This is a genomic window from Agrobacterium rosae, assembly GCF_002915175.1.
In the GTDB taxonomy this organism is placed as follows: domain Bacteria; phylum Pseudomonadota; class Alphaproteobacteria; order Rhizobiales; family Rhizobiaceae; genus Agrobacterium; species Agrobacterium rosae.
The window spans coordinates 307,132-320,857 of sequence record NZ_NXEJ01000006.1 but is presented as its reverse complement, the minus strand read 5'-3'; the positions used below and the strand labels follow the sequence as shown (position 1 = coordinate 320,857).

The window sequence follows — 13,726 nt, the reverse complement described above, 5'->3', positions numbered from 1 at the left end:
TCCCCTTGTGGGAGAGAAAGCGATTTCAACATCTTGAGCGAAGCTCAAGTGTTAGAAATCGCAAGTGAGGGGTTCCGCCGCAAACTCGACCCCACGACTTGCCCGCCTCACTCCGCCTCAGCACCCAAGCTCGCCGCCCATTCCATATACAAATCCAGCGCCTTGCGCGCCACCGGACCGGCCTGCAATTCCCGGTCATCCAGCTTGGTTACCGGCGAGACCTTGGAATAGTTGCCGGAGCAGAAAATCTCATCCGCCTCGCGGAAATCCTGCACGGAAAGCGTTGCTTCGCGCACGTCGAAACCGGCTTGGCGCAAAAGGCCCATGACGCGGGAGCGGGTGATACCGGCGAGGAAGGTGCGGTTGGGGACCGGCGTGAAGACGACGCCGTCCTTGACCATGAAGACGTTGGCCGAGGATGTTTCGGCGACGTTGCCGTTCATATCCAGCATCAGTGCGCCGTTGAACCCGCGCGAACGGGCTTCCAGAATGGCGCGGCCGCTATTGGGGTAAAGGCTGCCGGCCTTGGCATCCGTCATGGCCGTTTCCGGCGACGGGCGACGCAGGGGGGAGACGGTGAGTGTAACCGGCGCGCCCGCATCCATCGGCGCTTCGAACAGGCACAGCGCAAAGCGGGTGGATGCGGCATCCGGTGCCACGACGCTGCCGGGCATGCCGTGTTCGGCCCAATACATTGGCTTGATGTAGATGGCCACGTTGCCGTCAAATTTCTTGACACCTTCCAGCGCAAGCTGCTCGATCTCATCAGGCGTCATGGTCGGCTTCATGCCCATATTGATAGCGGAGCGGTTGACGCGCTGGCAGTGCAAATCCAGATCCGGTGCCAGACCGTTAAATGAACGTGCGCCATCGAACACCGTCGAGGCCAGCCACATGGCATGCGAGGTCGGCCCGATCAGCGGCGGGTTGCCGGGAAGCCATTGACCATCGACATAGGTCCAGGTGGGGGAACGGGGTGCTGTATCGACGGACATGGCATTCTCCTTGTGCAATGGCGGGAATGAATGCCTCTGCACCTTTTGCGTCAAGACCAAATTCGACCGATCTGCGAAATTGATGGAAAGTTACGGAAAAGCGGCCCCGGCGATGGATATTGTTGCGCAACGACAAAACCAGCATCGATTGATCCATAACGTTTTTTGATGGATAGGCTCTGGCCCGCATCGTTCTGCCATGCGATGTTTCGGTCCTTTAAGGGAGTGCATCATGGCCTGGTCCGCGCAGCAATATCTGAAATTCGAAAATGAGCGCACGCGCCCCGCCAGCGACCTGTTGGCGCAAGTGCCGCTGGAACGGTTGACGGCAGGATACGATCTGGGCTGTGGCCCTGCCAATTCCACCGAACTTCTGGCCGAGCGCTATGGCGTCAACGTCATAACCGGCGTGGATAGCGACGCCGATATGCTGGAAAAGGCGCGGCTGAGATTGCCGAATACGGAGTTCCAAAAGGCCGATCTCGCCACATGGAAGCCCAAACAAAAGGCCGATCTGTTCTATGCCAATGCCGTTTTCCAGTGGCTGCCCAACCATCTCGACATTCTCGTGTCACTGATGGATCACCTCAAGCCCGGCGGCGTTCTGGCCGTGCAGATGCCGGACAATCTGGGTGAGCCGACACATTTGGCGATGGAAGAAACCGGCGCTGCCGGGCCGTGGAAGGCAGCATTCGAGGGCAACAGGCTGCGCCGCAAACCCCTACCCTCTCCATCCACCTATTTCGAACGACTGTCCGCAAAATCCGCGCGCGTCGATATCTGGCACACGATCTATAATCACCCCATGCGCAACGCGGAAGCGATCGTGGAATGGGTCAAAGGCACCGGCCTTCGCCCCTATCTGGAGGCGGCGGGCGAAGAAAACCGCGCCGCCTTCCTGGCGGATTACCTGAAACGCATCGACGCCGCATACCCGCCTGCGGCAGACAGGCAGCGATTGCTGCGCTTCCCGCGCCTGTTCATCGTGGCGGTCAAGAAGTAAGCGCGTAGTTCACCTCCCACGTCATCCTCGGGCTTGTCCCGAGGATCCAATCACGTCGAAAAATACTCGACGTAGCAGATGCTCGGGACAGGCCCGAGCATGACGGAAGAAAGGTTGGCGGGCTGGTTCAGGTGCCACAAAAGCTGGCAAATCAATCATGGACCGAGTAAACCCGCAGACGGTGTCCATCGGGATCGGTGGCGAGGAAGGTGTAACCGAAATCCATTGCGGTCGGTTCTTGCAGGATGGTCAGCCCTTTCGCCTTCCAGTCGCGGTGCCACGCATCCACGTCGCCGTCCTGTTCCACCTGAAAGACGATTTCCGCACCGCCGCCGGTAACGGTAACCGCCGGTTCTGCCGTGTGGTGTGACCAGAGGCCGAATTTCAAACCGCTTTGCAGAATGAACAGCGCAAAGGTTTCGGACGCCTCGACCGGGGCAATGCCGAACAGGTCTCGATAGAATTCCGTGCTTTTTACCGGGTTATCGACGAACAGGATTGTAAAGTTGGGGTGGGTCATCGCTTTGTCTCCTTTTTGATGATGGAGTGAGCCTAGACCCTGCTGCTGTCAGTTTTTGTCAGCAGTCATTTTCTGCCGTTCACGCCACTCTTTGAGAAGCGACTGGCGGCTGCGCGTGTATCTCATGCCCAGCGGCTGGAAAGACAGGATACGGTCGGCACGGAAGCTTCGGAAATCCTGTCGCAATTCGCACCACGCCACGACCACTCGGACCTGATCGAAAAATGCCAGCGCGAAGGGCCAGATAATGCGCTGTGAGCCGCGCCCGGCTTCATCGCCATATTCGATTTGTGCCTTCGACTGGTTGCGGAGAGCGGTGCGCACCACGCCAAGATCGATATGGGCGACATCCAGCACCTTGCCGGGGCCAATCAGCAGCGTGGAGTTTTCCAGCTCTTCCCCCAACTCATGCGGGATAACGGCGGATATTTTCGCCAGCGCTGCCAGTGCCGCATCCGCCATTGGCCCATCCGCCCTGCCCGCCACCCAGCGCGAACCCAGCACCAGCGCCTCGATTTCCGCTTCGGTAAACATCAGCGGCGGCAGCAGATAGCCGGGGCGCAAGACATAACCGACGCCCGCCTCACCCTCTATATTCGCGCCTTGTGACTGAAGGGTTGCGATGTCGCGATAGAGCGTGCGCAGGCTGATACCCGTTGCCCGTGCCAGTTCAGCGCCGCTCACCGGTCTGCGGTGCGTGCGCAAAATATGCAATAGATCGAGCAGGCGTTGAGAGCGGGACAAAAACTTCTCCTCATGGACGGCTTTACTTGGCCGTTGCTCGGTTACCGATAATATCGATAGATTGATATAATAGATTCATCGGATGTTAGTTATCTCACGAAACGAGTTCTCAATCCTGCTCGTCTATGCTTCTCGACATATTAACGCGAGAGGGTAGACCGTGCGAAATTTCTGGCACGATAAAGCAGGTAACTTCGGTATTCTTACAGCGCTGATGGTCGTGCCTATTTTCGGTACCGCCGGTGTTGCGCTTGATATCAGCCAGGCCATGGCCGTAAAGGCCGATCTTCAGCAGCAAGCAGATGCGGCCGTGCTGTCAGCGGTGGCAAAGATGTCGGCGCAGGTGGAAGCAGCTCGAAAAATGTCCAGCGACGGCGCGATCGAACTGCCACCGGGTGAGACGCTCGACTTCTTCAATAAAGACGCCGTTGGCCGCGACGATTTCAATGTCGATACCGTCAAGCTGTCGGTCGAAAAGGTCGGCAACGTGGTGCAGGCCGCCGTGACCTTTCAGGCAACGGTAAACACATCGCTGACGCGGATACTCGGCAAGGATTTCGTGACCGTATCCGGCAAGGCCACCGCGAAATACGAAACGGAAATGTTCAGCGATTTCTATCTGCTGCTCGACAACACCCCATCCATGGGCGTTGGCGCCACACCCAACGACGTCGCCAAGCTTGTGGCCAACACCAGCGACAAATGTGCGTTTGCCTGCCACATCGTCAAGGATGGTGTGGCCGATCAGAACAGCTACTATTTCAAGGCGAAAAAGCTGGGCGTAACAACGCGCATCAACGTCGTGGCCACGGCCACCGCAAGCTTGATGGACACTGCCGTCGCCACCAGAAAGAACGTCAACCAATATCGAATGGCGGTCTACACTTTCGGTGAAAAGGCAGAAGATACCAAACTCTTGGAAGTCGCCCCGCTTAGCGCCGATCTTGCCACTACCAAAAAGAAGGCAAGTGCCATCGACCTCATGTCCATTCCGTATCAGGGCTACAACAATGACCAGATGACGGATTTCGACCGGGCGATGACACAGATCAGCGACAAGATCGGCAACCCCGGCAATGGCGCAAGTTCTGCCACACCCGACAAGGTCGTGTTCTTCGTGTCTGATGGTGTCGGCGATAGCTACAAGCCATCCGGTTGCACCAAGAAGGTCACCGGCGGTCGCTGTCAGGAACCGATCGACACCAAGCTCTGCACGGCATTAAAAACCAAGGGCTACCGTATTGCGGTGCTCTACACCACCTATCTGCCATTGCCGACGAATGCCTGGTACAACACATGGATCAGCCCGTTCCAGTCGCAGATCGGCACCAAGATGCAGGAATGCGCTTCCCCCGGCCTCTACTTCGAAGTCAGCCCTACGGAAGGCATCACCGACGCGATGGCCGCCCTGTTCAAGCGGGTTATCACCTCACCGCGCCTGACGAGCTAACAAAAATCTGGCGGGGTGGATCAATCGATCCGCTCTGCCAGAAAATCGATGAACGCCCGGATGCGGGCGGCAAGATGTTCGTGCCCGGCATAGACGGCATGAACAACCTCCACATCGCCGCCATTGTAGTTTTCCAAAACAGGAACCAGCGTTCCCGCCTCGATATCCGGCCAGACGTGAAACGCACCGATGCGGCCAATGCCGACGCCTAGAAGGCAGAGTTGCCGTTTGATGGAGCCGCTGGAGACCTGAATATTGCCGGTCACGGCCTTTGTGTAGACCACATCGGAGCCGGGATCGCGGAATGGCCATTCATCCAGGCTGCGGCGGAAATTGAAGCCGATACAATTGTGGTGGTCCAGATCGTCAGGCGATTTCGGTAGCCCGTGTTTTTCCAGATAGTCCGGCGACGCGACGATGACCCGGCTGCTGGAAAACAGGCGTCGTGCCATCAGCGACGAATCCCGCATGGGGCCGACACGGATGGCGATATCCGTTCGTTCGCCAATCAGGTCGATCACGCCATCCGTCAGCGTCAGGTCGAGCCGCACCTTCGGGTGCTTCTGCGTGAACTCACCCACAAGCGGCAAAATGCAGCGCTCGCCAAAGCCGACGGATGAGTTGACCCGCAAAAGGCCTCTCGCCTCTTCACGCCCTCCCGCCACAAGCTCTTCGGTCTCCTCTATGTCTTTCAGGATGCGGCGGGCGCGTCGCAGATAGATATCGCCCTCTGGCGTCAGTTCCAGCGTCCGCGTGGAGCGAACCAGCAGGCGTGTTCCCAAGCGCTCCTCCACCCGGGACACCAGCTTGCTGACGGCAGACGGCGACATTTTCAGCCGCCTGCCAGCCGCCGAAAAGCTCTTCAGCTCCGCAGCCAGTGCAAAGACTTCCATTTCGCCGGCGCGATTATCCATGGACCACCTGTGATTTTATTTCACAGATGATTATCGATTAATCCGGATTATCAAACAAGTCATTCGCACCGATATCTGATGCCAACACATCGTTCAGCTCCATCGCCCACCCCCCGGGCAGAAAAGGCACGACCATGCCATTGGCTCTCTTTGCTTTGACGATTGCGGCCTACGCAATCGGCACCACGGAATTCGTCATCGTCGGGCTGTTGCCCACCGTTGCGAATGATCTCCATATAACACTGCCGCTGGCAGGCCTCATCGTTTCTGTCTATGCGCTCGGCGTCACCTTCGGCGCACCCGTTATCACGGCCCTGACGGGCGGCATCAACCGCAAACCACTTCTGCTCGGCCTCATGGCGCTTTTCATCATCGGCAACACGGCCGCAGCGCTGAGCCCAAGCTATGAAATGCTGCTGGTGGCACGTGTCATCTCGGCCTTTGCGCATGGCGTCTTCTTTTCCGTCGGCGCAACCATCGCCGCCGATCTGGTACCCGAAAACCGCCGTGCCTCCGCCATTGCCATGATGTTCATGGGGCTGACGGTTGCCATCGTCACCGGCGTGCCGCTGGGAACGCTGATCGGTCAGACCTTTGGCTGGCGCGCCACATTCTGGGCCGTTGCGGCACTCGGCGTCATCGCATTGCTCGGTATTGCAGCCCTGTTGCCTGGCAACCTCAAAAAAGCACCTGCTGCCAGCATCATGGATCAGGTTCGGGTTCTGGGGTCAGGACGCCTTTTGATCGTCTTCGGCATGACGGCGCTGGGTTACGGCGGCACTTTCGTGACCTTCACCTTCCTGGCCTCCATTCTGCAGGACATCACAGGCTTTGCAGAAAGCACCGTCAGCCTCGTTCTGGTGCTTTATGGTCTGGCCATTGCCGCCGGCAATCTGGGTGGCGGTCGCATCGCCGACCGTGACCCCGTCAAGGCGCTGACATGGCTCTTCGCCTTTCAGGCCTTGGTGCTGGCTGTCTTCACCTTTACCGCACCCTCTGCGCCCGCTGCTCTGGTCACGCTGGTCGCTCTCGGCTTTCTGTCCTTTGCCAGTGTGCCTGGCTTGCAGCTTTATGTGGTGCAACTGGCAAAGCGTTTCCGCCCCGGTGCGGTGGATGTCGCATCCGCCCTCAACATCGCCGCCTTCAATCTCGGCATCGCCGTTGGTGCCTGGATCGGCGGCATAGTTGTCGCCTCGCCGCTCGGCCTTGGCGCAACGCCGTGGGTGGGTGCCATTCTGGTCGCAGGCGCGCTGGGCCTGACGATTCTGAGCGGCTCGCTCGACCGCCGTCAGACGAATCTCGCCCACGCGGCTTGAACCAAACAGCTACCGACACACTTATCCCTATACCATTCCCGCCTCGCATCCTTGCGGGGCCAACTCCCACAATGGAGAATACCATGCACACAGTGAACGCCAATGGCGCAAATATTCCGGCTCTCGGCTTCGGTACATTTCGCATGCCAGACGCAGATGTCCACCGCATTTTACCGCAAGCGCTGAAGCTCGGCTTCCGCCATGTCGATACGGCGCAGATCTACAAAAACGAGGCGTCTGTCGGCGAAGTCATCGCCAATTCCGGGATTGCCCGTGGCGATATCTTCCTCACCACAAAGGTCTGGGTGGACCAGTACAAGCACGCTGATTTCATTAAATCCGTGGATGAGAGCCTGACCAAGCTGAAGACCGACTATGTCGATCTTCTTTTGCTGCACTGGCCAAAGAGCGATGTGCCGCTATCCGAGCGCATCGGCGCGCTGAACGAAGTTCATAAGGCCGGAAAGGTCCGCAATATCGGCATTTCCAACTTCAACGTCGCCTTGATGGAAGAGGCCGTAAAACTTTCCGACGCACCCATTGCCAACAACCAGATCGAATACCACCCCTATCTCGACCAGACCAAGGTCATCGAAGCCGCCCGCAAGAACGGCATTTCGATCACCGCCTATTACCTGATGGCAGATGGCAAGGTGCCAGGTGATGCGGTGTTGAAGGACATCGGCGCAAAACACGGCAAGACCGCCGCGCAGGTCGCACTGCGCTGGGCCGTACAGCAGCCCGATGTTATCGCGCTTTCCAAGACGGCAACGGAAAGCCGGTTGAAGGAAAACTACGATATCTTCGATTTCGAGCTATCCAATGATGAGATGCAGGCGATTTTTGCGCTGGCGAAGGCAGATGGCCGAATCGTCAACCCGGGTCATCTTGCACCGGATTGGGATAAGTAGTTTTGCGCTAGTCGATGGCTTAACTGCAATGACGACTGAACACTCTCCGTCATTCCAGCCTTGAGCCGGAATCTCGCGACCTGACGTCTGTCAGGTCAAAAAGTCTCCCAACCCAAGGACTTGGGTTGGCTGGACCCCGGCCAAAGGCCGGGGTGATGGTGGCCTGAAGGGGTGACCTATCCGCCGCCCTCCCACTCTTTCAAGAATGCAACCCATTCACCATCGCGAACACCTGATCGAAATTGCCGTTCTGCGCGGCAAAACGGAGCGGCTTGCAACGTTCCACGACCACTTCGGTTGCATCCGGCTGGTTGGTCAGGATGTCCATAACCTCAGAGATATAGGCCTCAAGCGGCATGGCGCGTTCGTCGGTGGCCTGGTGGTCGCCCTGCAATGTGGTCTGCACATAGGGCGGGATGATTTCGATGACGTCGACAGACGTATCCTTGAGCTGTTCGCGGATGGCCATGGAATATCCGTGGATGGCGGATTTCGTGGCGCTGTAGGTGGGTGTGGCCACCATGGGAACGAAGGCGAGGCCGGATGAGACGGTCAGCACCGCGGCTTTTGGTTTCGTCAGAAAATGCGGCAGTAGCGCTGCTGTGAGACGGATGGGGGCCAGAAGATTGGTGGTGATGGTTTCTTCGGCGATCTCCAGATAATCAGGTGCTGCCTTGATATCCTCGTTCTTCATGATGCCGGCATTGTTGATGACGGCGTTGAGGTCTGGATGGTCGGCGATGAGCTTATCGGCAAAGGTACGAATGCCCTCGGCATCCGTCGCGTCCATGGTGGCCCATGCCATGCCTGGATTTGCCGCCGTAACGTCCTTCAAGACCGCCTCGCGGCGACCGGAAATGATGACCTTGTTGCCAAGTGCGTGGAACGCTTCTGCCAGCGCCCGGCCAATGCCGGTGCCGCCGCCGGTGATGAGGATTGTGTTGCCTGTGACGTTCATGGGAATGCCCTTCCTTGTTGTCTGGATAAAATCTAGGTAGATTGCTCTCCAAAGGGTAGTAGGCACCCAAAATATTTATACGCACCCAAAGGAGAGTGTCTGCATGAAAAGGCATCTGGCCGATGAGGTCATTGAAGAAAAGCGCAAGTCGCCGCCACCGGAAGAGACCGATCCGGTCATCGAGGCGCTGGTGCGCGACATTATCGCCAAGGTCGCCGACAAGTGGACGATGCTGATTCTGGAGGTTCTGGAAGAAAACGGCACGCTGCGTTTCACGCAGATCGGCCACCACGTCAGCGGCATCAGCCAGAAAATGCTGACGAAAACCCTGCGGCAGATGGAGTGCGATGGGTTGGTGAAACGCGTCATCCACCCCGTCATTCCGCCGCATGTGGACTACAGTCTCACACCGCTTGGAAAAAGCCTCGGCAGCGCCTTCTGCGGCGTTTGGATATGGGCCGAAACCCACCATGCGGATATAGAAAAGGCGCGGAAACTGTTCAGCGAACACCCTCCGCGCCCGGCAGTCTAGTCACATATTACGCGAACTGGCTGAGGCCTGGAACGGATGCGATGACCTGATCCACTGTCTCGTCGCCTGCGTGCTGGCGAGCGATGGCGATGGTTTCCTTGGCCAGCGCTGAAATTTCGCTCATGCCGAGGCCCTGGCTCATCAGCTGCTGACCCAGACCCATGATGCCGCCACCACCGATGGCGCTCATCAGGCCACCGAGCAAACCGCCGCCGCCCTGGCCTTCGCCGTTGAAGCGGGCAACCAGATCAGGTCCGCCGGGAATGGATTCGATCATCTTCGCAACCGGGGCATCATCCGCCTCGCGCTGCAGGAAACCCAGCATCATGCCCAAAGCTTTCTCGGCCTTGTCATGTTCAATACCAACCTTGTCGGCAACCTGGGTGACGATATCGCTCATAATTTTTTCCTCCGAACAAATAAGTGACGTTAACGTCAACGTAAAACAACTGAAGTTTGGATACAAGGTGGGAAATGACGCCGCGGCCAAGTTTGCACCTCAAGCTTTGACAGCTTTATCAAACAGTTGTTGAGCCTTCCAACAGTTCCTATAAGTATATTGCAAAGATTGGATAAAGGGCAGCCACTGCCCGCTATACCGGAGGAATCGCCAGATGCTGCAGGACGGAAAGCTCTACATCGGCACGAGCCGCAACGCCGACGACAGCCTGAACAAGGGCGAATATCTCGATCTCAAATTCGGAAACCGCCATGGCCTCATTACCGGCGCGACCGGTACGGGCAAGACCGTATCCCTCCAGGTGCTGGCCGAAGGCTTTGCGAAGGCGGGCGTGCCGGTGTTCTGCGCCGACGTGAAGGGCGACTTGTCCGGCATTGCGGCCAAGGGCGAGGCCAAGGACTGGGTCACAAAGCGCGCCGAGCAGATCGGCTTTACCGACCTCACCTTCGAGCAGTTTCCGGTCATTTTCTGGGATCTTTACGGCGAAAAAGGCCACCGCGTTCGCGCCACCATTGCCGAGATGGGGCCTTTGCTGCTGGCCCGCCTCATGGATGCATCGGAAGCGCAGGAGGGCGTGCTCAACATCGCCTTCAAGATTGCCGATCAGAACGGCTTGCCGCTGCTGGATTTGAAGGATTTGCAGGCGCTGCTCAACTATATGGGTGAACATGCCTCTGAACTTTCCAACCAATATGGCCTGATTTCCAAGTCATCAGTGGGCTCGCTTCAGCGTGGGCTGCTGGTGCTGGAACAGCAGGGTGCGGAACATTTCTTCGGAGAACCGGCGCTAAAAATCTCCGATATCATGCGCACCACCAGCGATGGCCGCGGCACGATTTCGGTTCTGGCGGCTGACAAGCTGATGATGAACCCGCGCCTTTACGGCACCTTCCTGCTGTGGATGCTGTCGGAACTGTTCGAGGAACTGCCGGAAGTGGGCGATCCGACCAAGCCGAAGCTGGTCTTCTTCTTCGACGAAGCGCACCTTCTGTTCAACGATGCGCCGAGAGTGCTGACGGAGCGCGTGGAACAGGTTGTCCGCCTCATCCGCTCCAAGGGTGTCGGCGTTTATTTCGTGACACAGAACCCGCTCGACGTGCCGGAAACCGTGCTGGCCCAGCTGGGCAACCGGGTGCAACACGCGTTGCGCGCCTATACGCCGCGTGAACAGAAGGCGGTCAAAACCGCTGCCGATACATTCCGCCAGAACCCCGCCTTCAGCACGGCAGACGCCATCACCACACTCGGCACCGGCGAAGCGCTGGTTTCGACACTGGGCGACAAGGGCGCACCTTCTATCGTGGAACGGACGCTGGTTCGCCCACCATCCGGCCGCGTCGGCCCTGTCAGCGACGATGAACGCAAAAGCATTATGGCTTCAAGCCCGGTCGCGGGCGTCTACGACGTCGACCTGGACCGCGAATCGGCCTTCGAACTGCTGGCGGCCCGTGCGCAGAAAGCTGCCGATGCGGAAGCAGCCAAACGTGCGGCCGAAGAACAGGAAAATCAGCCCGCCGACAGCGCCGCAAGCCGCTGGAAACTGCCGGGCTTTGGCGATGAAGAGCCGACACAGGCTTCCACCACCGGGACGAAACGTAAGGCTGGCGGCTATCAGCGCGAAACGGTGATCGAGGCGGCGATGAAGAGTGCCGCCCGGACCGTGGCGAGTTCGGTTGGGCGGGCACTGGTGCGGGGTATTTTGGGAAGCTTGCGGCGGTAAAAAAGGCACCGTTTCAAGAAAAAGACTTCAGTGCTTACCCTCACCCTCATTCCTGTGCTCGTCACAGGAATGAGGGAAGAGGTCACTTCTCCCGATAGAAAATCATGCCGCCGTGGTACAGCACATCGTCCACGAACTTCCCATCCGCGGTAAAACCAGTATCGTCCCAATAGTCGATATGATCGCCGTTGACCTCATAGCGCCCCCGATAGGCGCTTTTTCGGTTGCCACGCGCTTCGTCATATCGTCCATTCGGCAGCAGTTCTTGGCGGATTTGGCCATCGCCCGTCACCCACATGCCGAGATAGGGGTGAGTTTGGTTTTGGGATGTCGGGTTTGTCATCTGTACCTCCCTGGTGGTGTTGGCCGCGGGTGAAATGCCATCAATGGCGGCGGTTGCCAGTGCGATGGCAACCGAGGTCGAGACCATGTTCATCGGTTGCTCCCCTCACGCAGCGGTCGGGCGAACGACGATTTCGTTGACATTGACATCCTCTGGCTGCTCGATGGCGTAGCGCACGGCGCGGCCAATGGCGGCGGGTTTCAGCGCGATGGCGCGATAGCCCTTCATCAGCTCCGCAGCAGCGGGGTCGGTGATTGTTCCGGCCAGCTCGCTTTCCACCACGCCTGGGTGAATGCAAGTCACGCGGATATCCTTGTTTTCCTGACGCAGCCCATCGGAAATGGCACGCACCGCGAATTTCGTGGCGCAATAGACCGCTGCCGTTGGCGATACCGCCAGCGCACCGATGGAGGCGATGTTGATGATCTGGCCGGATTTGCGGCTGGTCATTTCCGGCAACACGGCAGCAACACCGTAAAGCACACCCTTGATGTTGACGTCGATCATGCGGTCCCATTCATCGACTTTCAGCGATGACATCAGCGACAGCGGCATGATGCCGGCATTGTTGACGATGACGTCGATGGGACCGAACGCCTTGCGTCCCGCTTCCGCAAAGGCTGCGACGCTATCCCTGTCCGTCACGTCTAGGGGGTGGGCAACGACCTCTGCGCCTAGCTGGCGAAGCTCATTCGCCAACGTTTCCAGACGGTCCACACGACGTGCGCCGATGACGAGTTTTGCGCCGGCAGTGGCCAGTTCGCGGGCGATGCCCTCGCCGATACCGCTCGATGCACCTGTAATGAGAACGACTTTGTTCAATGTCATGATTTATCTCCTTGTTTCCCAGCCCGCCTGTTGGAGCGGTGCTGTTGCGAACAAGATAGTTCAGTGGCATTGTCGTGATAACTGCCTCAATGCTAACGTCAATGGATAGAAAATCTAACCAATGCATATCGATCTCAATGCTCTCTCGATTTTCTGCATGGTCGCCGACGAGCGTAATTTCCGCGCTGCCGCTGACCGGCTGGGCGTTACCCGTTCCGCTGTCAGCCAGACCATCCGCAAGCTGGAAGAGGTAATGGGAATAGCGCTGGTGCAGCGCACGACGCGCAGTGTCAGCCTGACGGAAGCGGGGCAACACCTTTATGCTCAGGTGTCTCCATCCATCGCCAATCTCACGCAGGCAGCGCTTACCACCTCATCACTTGGCGGGGCCGTGCGCGGGCAATTGCGACTGGCTGTGTCGTCGATTGCCGAACGATTTCTCTCCGGCCCGCTGCTTGCCAGCTTTGCCGAGGCCTATCCGGATGTTCAGTTGGATATCATCGTGACCGATGAGGAATTCGATATCGTGGCTGAGCAATATGATGCGGGCGTGCGGCTGGGCGAGTTGATTGCGCAAGACATGATCGCCGTCCCCGTATCGATCGAGCAACGCCAGCTTCCGGTCTGTTCGCCCACCTATAGGGATCGCCACGGCGTGCCATCCCACCCCGCAGACCTTATTGGCCACAGCTGCATTGGCTGGCGTCCGCGCCCCGGCGTTGCGCCATACCGCTGGGAATTTGCAGAAAATGACCGTGAATATGCCGTGACGGTGCAGCCGGAATTTACCACCAACGACATGCAGCTCATGATCAAGCTCGCCTGCGCTGGCGCCGGCATTACCTTCGGAATGGAAGAAACGTTTCGCCCGTACATCGAGCGCGGGCAATTGGTGCCGATGCTGGAAGACTATTGCCACAGCTTCGCAGGCTTCTACCTCTACTACCCCAGCCGCCGCAATCTGGCACCCAAGCTTCGCGCCTTCATCGACCATGTGCGGCTGCCGAGGGGTGGGTGATCCCCACCCCTCCA

Annotated in this window: 15 protein-coding genes; 7 read left to right on the top strand and 8 right to left on the bottom strand. The window is 58.3% G+C overall.

Going from position 1 to position 13,726, the window contains the following annotated elements:
* Positions 1-107 precede the first annotated feature (107 nt).
* Positions 108-995: a branched-chain amino acid aminotransferase gene (locus tag CPJ18_RS12710; RefSeq protein WP_103658702.1), complete on the bottom strand. Its 888-nt coding sequence runs from the start codon at positions 993-995 to the stop codon at positions 108-110.
* 232 nt (positions 996-1,227) lie between these two features.
* Here CPJ18_RS12710 and tam point away from each other — a divergent pair, with 232 nt between their 5' ends.
* Complete coding sequence (tam, locus tag CPJ18_RS12705) at positions 1,228-1,998, top strand: trans-aconitate 2-methyltransferase (RefSeq protein WP_103658700.1); 771 nt, start codon at positions 1,228-1,230, stop codon at positions 1,996-1,998.
* Positions 1,999-2,149: 151 nt separating this feature from the next.
* Here tam and CPJ18_RS12700 read toward each other — a convergent pair whose 3' ends face one another.
* Positions 2,150-2,518, bottom strand: a complete 369-nt coding sequence (locus tag CPJ18_RS12700; protein ID WP_103658698.1) for a VOC family protein — start codon at positions 2,516-2,518, stop codon at positions 2,150-2,152.
* Positions 2,519-2,566: 48 nt separating this feature from the next.
* Entirely contained in the window at positions 2,567-3,262 is a 696-nt protein-coding gene (locus CPJ18_RS12695; RefSeq protein WP_103658696.1) for a helix-turn-helix transcriptional regulator, read from the bottom strand.
* Between the two features lie 160 nt (positions 3,263-3,422).
* On the opposite strand from CPJ18_RS12695, the gene CPJ18_RS12690 reads away from it, so the two are divergent.
* On the top strand, positions 3,423-4,712 hold the full coding sequence (locus tag CPJ18_RS12690) for a TadE/TadG family type IV pilus assembly protein (protein WP_077119107.1): 1,290 nt from the start codon (positions 3,423-3,425) through the stop codon (positions 4,710-4,712).
* Between the two features lie 20 nt (positions 4,713-4,732).
* Here CPJ18_RS12690 and CPJ18_RS12685 read toward each other — a convergent pair whose 3' ends face one another.
* Positions 4,733-5,626 (bottom strand): LysR family transcriptional regulator, encoded by an 894-nt coding sequence (locus CPJ18_RS12685; RefSeq protein WP_103658694.1) that lies wholly within the window; start codon positions 5,624-5,626, stop codon positions 4,733-4,735.
* Between the two features lie 134 nt (positions 5,627-5,760).
* Here CPJ18_RS12685 and CPJ18_RS12680 point away from each other — a divergent pair, with 134 nt between their 5' ends.
* Positions 5,761-6,942, top strand: coding sequence for an MFS transporter (locus tag CPJ18_RS12680; protein WP_103658692.1), 1,182 nt, complete (start codon positions 5,761-5,763; stop codon positions 6,940-6,942).
* 83 nt (positions 6,943-7,025) lie between these two features.
* Positions 7,026-7,853: an aldo/keto reductase gene (locus CPJ18_RS12675; RefSeq protein ID WP_103659107.1), complete on the top strand. Its 828-nt coding sequence runs from the start codon at positions 7,026-7,028 to the stop codon at positions 7,851-7,853.
* A gap of 199 nt (positions 7,854-8,052) precedes the next feature.
* Here the strand turns inward: CPJ18_RS12675 and CPJ18_RS12670 are convergent, their stop codons facing one another.
* Positions 8,053-8,811, bottom strand: a complete 759-nt coding sequence (locus tag CPJ18_RS12670) for an SDR family oxidoreductase (RefSeq protein ID WP_103658690.1) — start codon at positions 8,809-8,811, stop codon at positions 8,053-8,055.
* Between the two features lie 103 nt (positions 8,812-8,914).
* Between CPJ18_RS12670 and CPJ18_RS12665 the strand changes: the two genes are divergently transcribed.
* Positions 8,915-9,343 (top strand): winged helix-turn-helix transcriptional regulator, encoded by a 429-nt coding sequence (locus CPJ18_RS12665; protein ID WP_103658688.1) that lies wholly within the window; start codon positions 8,915-8,917, stop codon positions 9,341-9,343.
* A gap of 7 nt (positions 9,344-9,350) precedes the next feature.
* Here the strand turns inward: CPJ18_RS12665 and CPJ18_RS12660 are convergent, their stop codons facing one another.
* Positions 9,351-9,743 carry a DUF937 domain-containing protein gene (locus CPJ18_RS12660; RefSeq protein WP_077119099.1) on the bottom strand — a complete coding sequence of 131 codons (393 nt, stop codon included), beginning with the start codon at positions 9,741-9,743 and terminating at the stop codon, positions 9,351-9,353.
* 214 nt (positions 9,744-9,957) lie between these two features.
* Here CPJ18_RS12660 and CPJ18_RS12655 point away from each other — a divergent pair, with 214 nt between their 5' ends.
* The gene (locus CPJ18_RS12655) at positions 9,958-11,523 is read left to right on the top strand and encodes a helicase HerA-like C-terminal domain-containing protein (protein WP_103658686.1); all 1,566 of its coding nucleotides are present in this window, start codon (positions 9,958-9,960) and stop codon (positions 11,521-11,523) included.
* An 82-nt stretch (positions 11,524-11,605) separates the two neighbouring features.
* Here CPJ18_RS12655 and CPJ18_RS12650 read toward each other — a convergent pair whose 3' ends face one another.
* Both CPJ18_RS12650 and CPJ18_RS12645 read right to left on the bottom strand, forming a co-directional pair.
* On the bottom strand, positions 11,606-11,959 hold the full coding sequence (locus tag CPJ18_RS12650; RefSeq protein ID WP_103658684.1) for an Atu4866 domain-containing protein: 354 nt from the start codon (positions 11,957-11,959) through the stop codon (positions 11,606-11,608).
* Positions 11,960-11,971: 12 nt separating this feature from the next.
* On the bottom strand, positions 11,972-12,694 hold the full coding sequence (locus tag CPJ18_RS12645) for an SDR family oxidoreductase (protein WP_103658682.1): 723 nt from the start codon (positions 12,692-12,694) through the stop codon (positions 11,972-11,974).
* Between the two features lie 121 nt (positions 12,695-12,815).
* Between CPJ18_RS12645 and CPJ18_RS12640 the strand changes: the two genes are divergently transcribed.
* A complete protein-coding gene (locus CPJ18_RS12640) occupies positions 12,816-13,712 on the top strand; it encodes a LysR family transcriptional regulator (RefSeq protein ID WP_103658680.1) in 897 nt (298 codons plus the stop codon).
* The last annotated feature ends 14 nt before the right edge of the window (positions 13,713-13,726 follow it).

Bases quoted from the DNA above. Each gene is read 5' to 3' on its own strand.
- CPJ18_RS12710 (WP_103658702.1), bottom strand. From the start codon at position 995: ATGTCCGTCGATACAGCACCCCGTTCCCCCACCTGGACCTATGTCGAT.
- tam (WP_103658700.1), top strand. From the start codon at position 1,228: ATGGCCTGGTCCGCGCAGCAATATCTGAAATTCGAAAATGAGCGCACG.
- CPJ18_RS12700 (WP_103658698.1), bottom strand. From the start codon at position 2,518: ATGACCCACCCCAACTTTACAATCCTGTTCGTCGATAACCCGGTAAAA.
- CPJ18_RS12685 (WP_103658694.1), bottom strand. From the start codon at position 5,626: ATGGATAATCGCGCCGGCGAAATGGAAGTCTTTGCACTGGCTGCGGAG.
- CPJ18_RS12680 (WP_103658692.1), top strand. From the start codon at position 5,761: ATGCCATTGGCTCTCTTTGCTTTGACGATTGCGGCCTACGCAATCGGC.
- CPJ18_RS12675 (WP_103659107.1), top strand. From the start codon at position 7,026: ATGCACACAGTGAACGCCAATGGCGCAAATATTCCGGCTCTCGGCTTC.
- CPJ18_RS12670 (WP_103658690.1), bottom strand. From the start codon at position 8,811: ATGAACGTCACAGGCAACACAATCCTCATCACCGGCGGCGGCACCGGC.
- CPJ18_RS12665 (WP_103658688.1), top strand. From the start codon at position 8,915: ATGAAAAGGCATCTGGCCGATGAGGTCATTGAAGAAAAGCGCAAGTCG.
- CPJ18_RS12660 (WP_077119099.1), bottom strand. From the start codon at position 9,743: ATGAGCGATATCGTCACCCAGGTTGCCGACAAGGTTGGTATTGAACAT.
- CPJ18_RS12655 (WP_103658686.1), top strand. From the start codon at position 9,958: ATGCTGCAGGACGGAAAGCTCTACATCGGCACGAGCCGCAACGCCGAC.
- CPJ18_RS12650 (WP_103658684.1), bottom strand. From the start codon at position 11,959: ATGAACATGGTCTCGACCTCGGTTGCCATCGCACTGGCAACCGCCGCC.
- CPJ18_RS12645 (WP_103658682.1), bottom strand. From the start codon at position 12,694: ATGACATTGAACAAAGTCGTTCTCATTACAGGTGCATCGAGCGGTATC.
- CPJ18_RS12640 (WP_103658680.1), top strand. From the start codon at position 12,816: ATGCATATCGATCTCAATGCTCTCTCGATTTTCTGCATGGTCGCCGAC.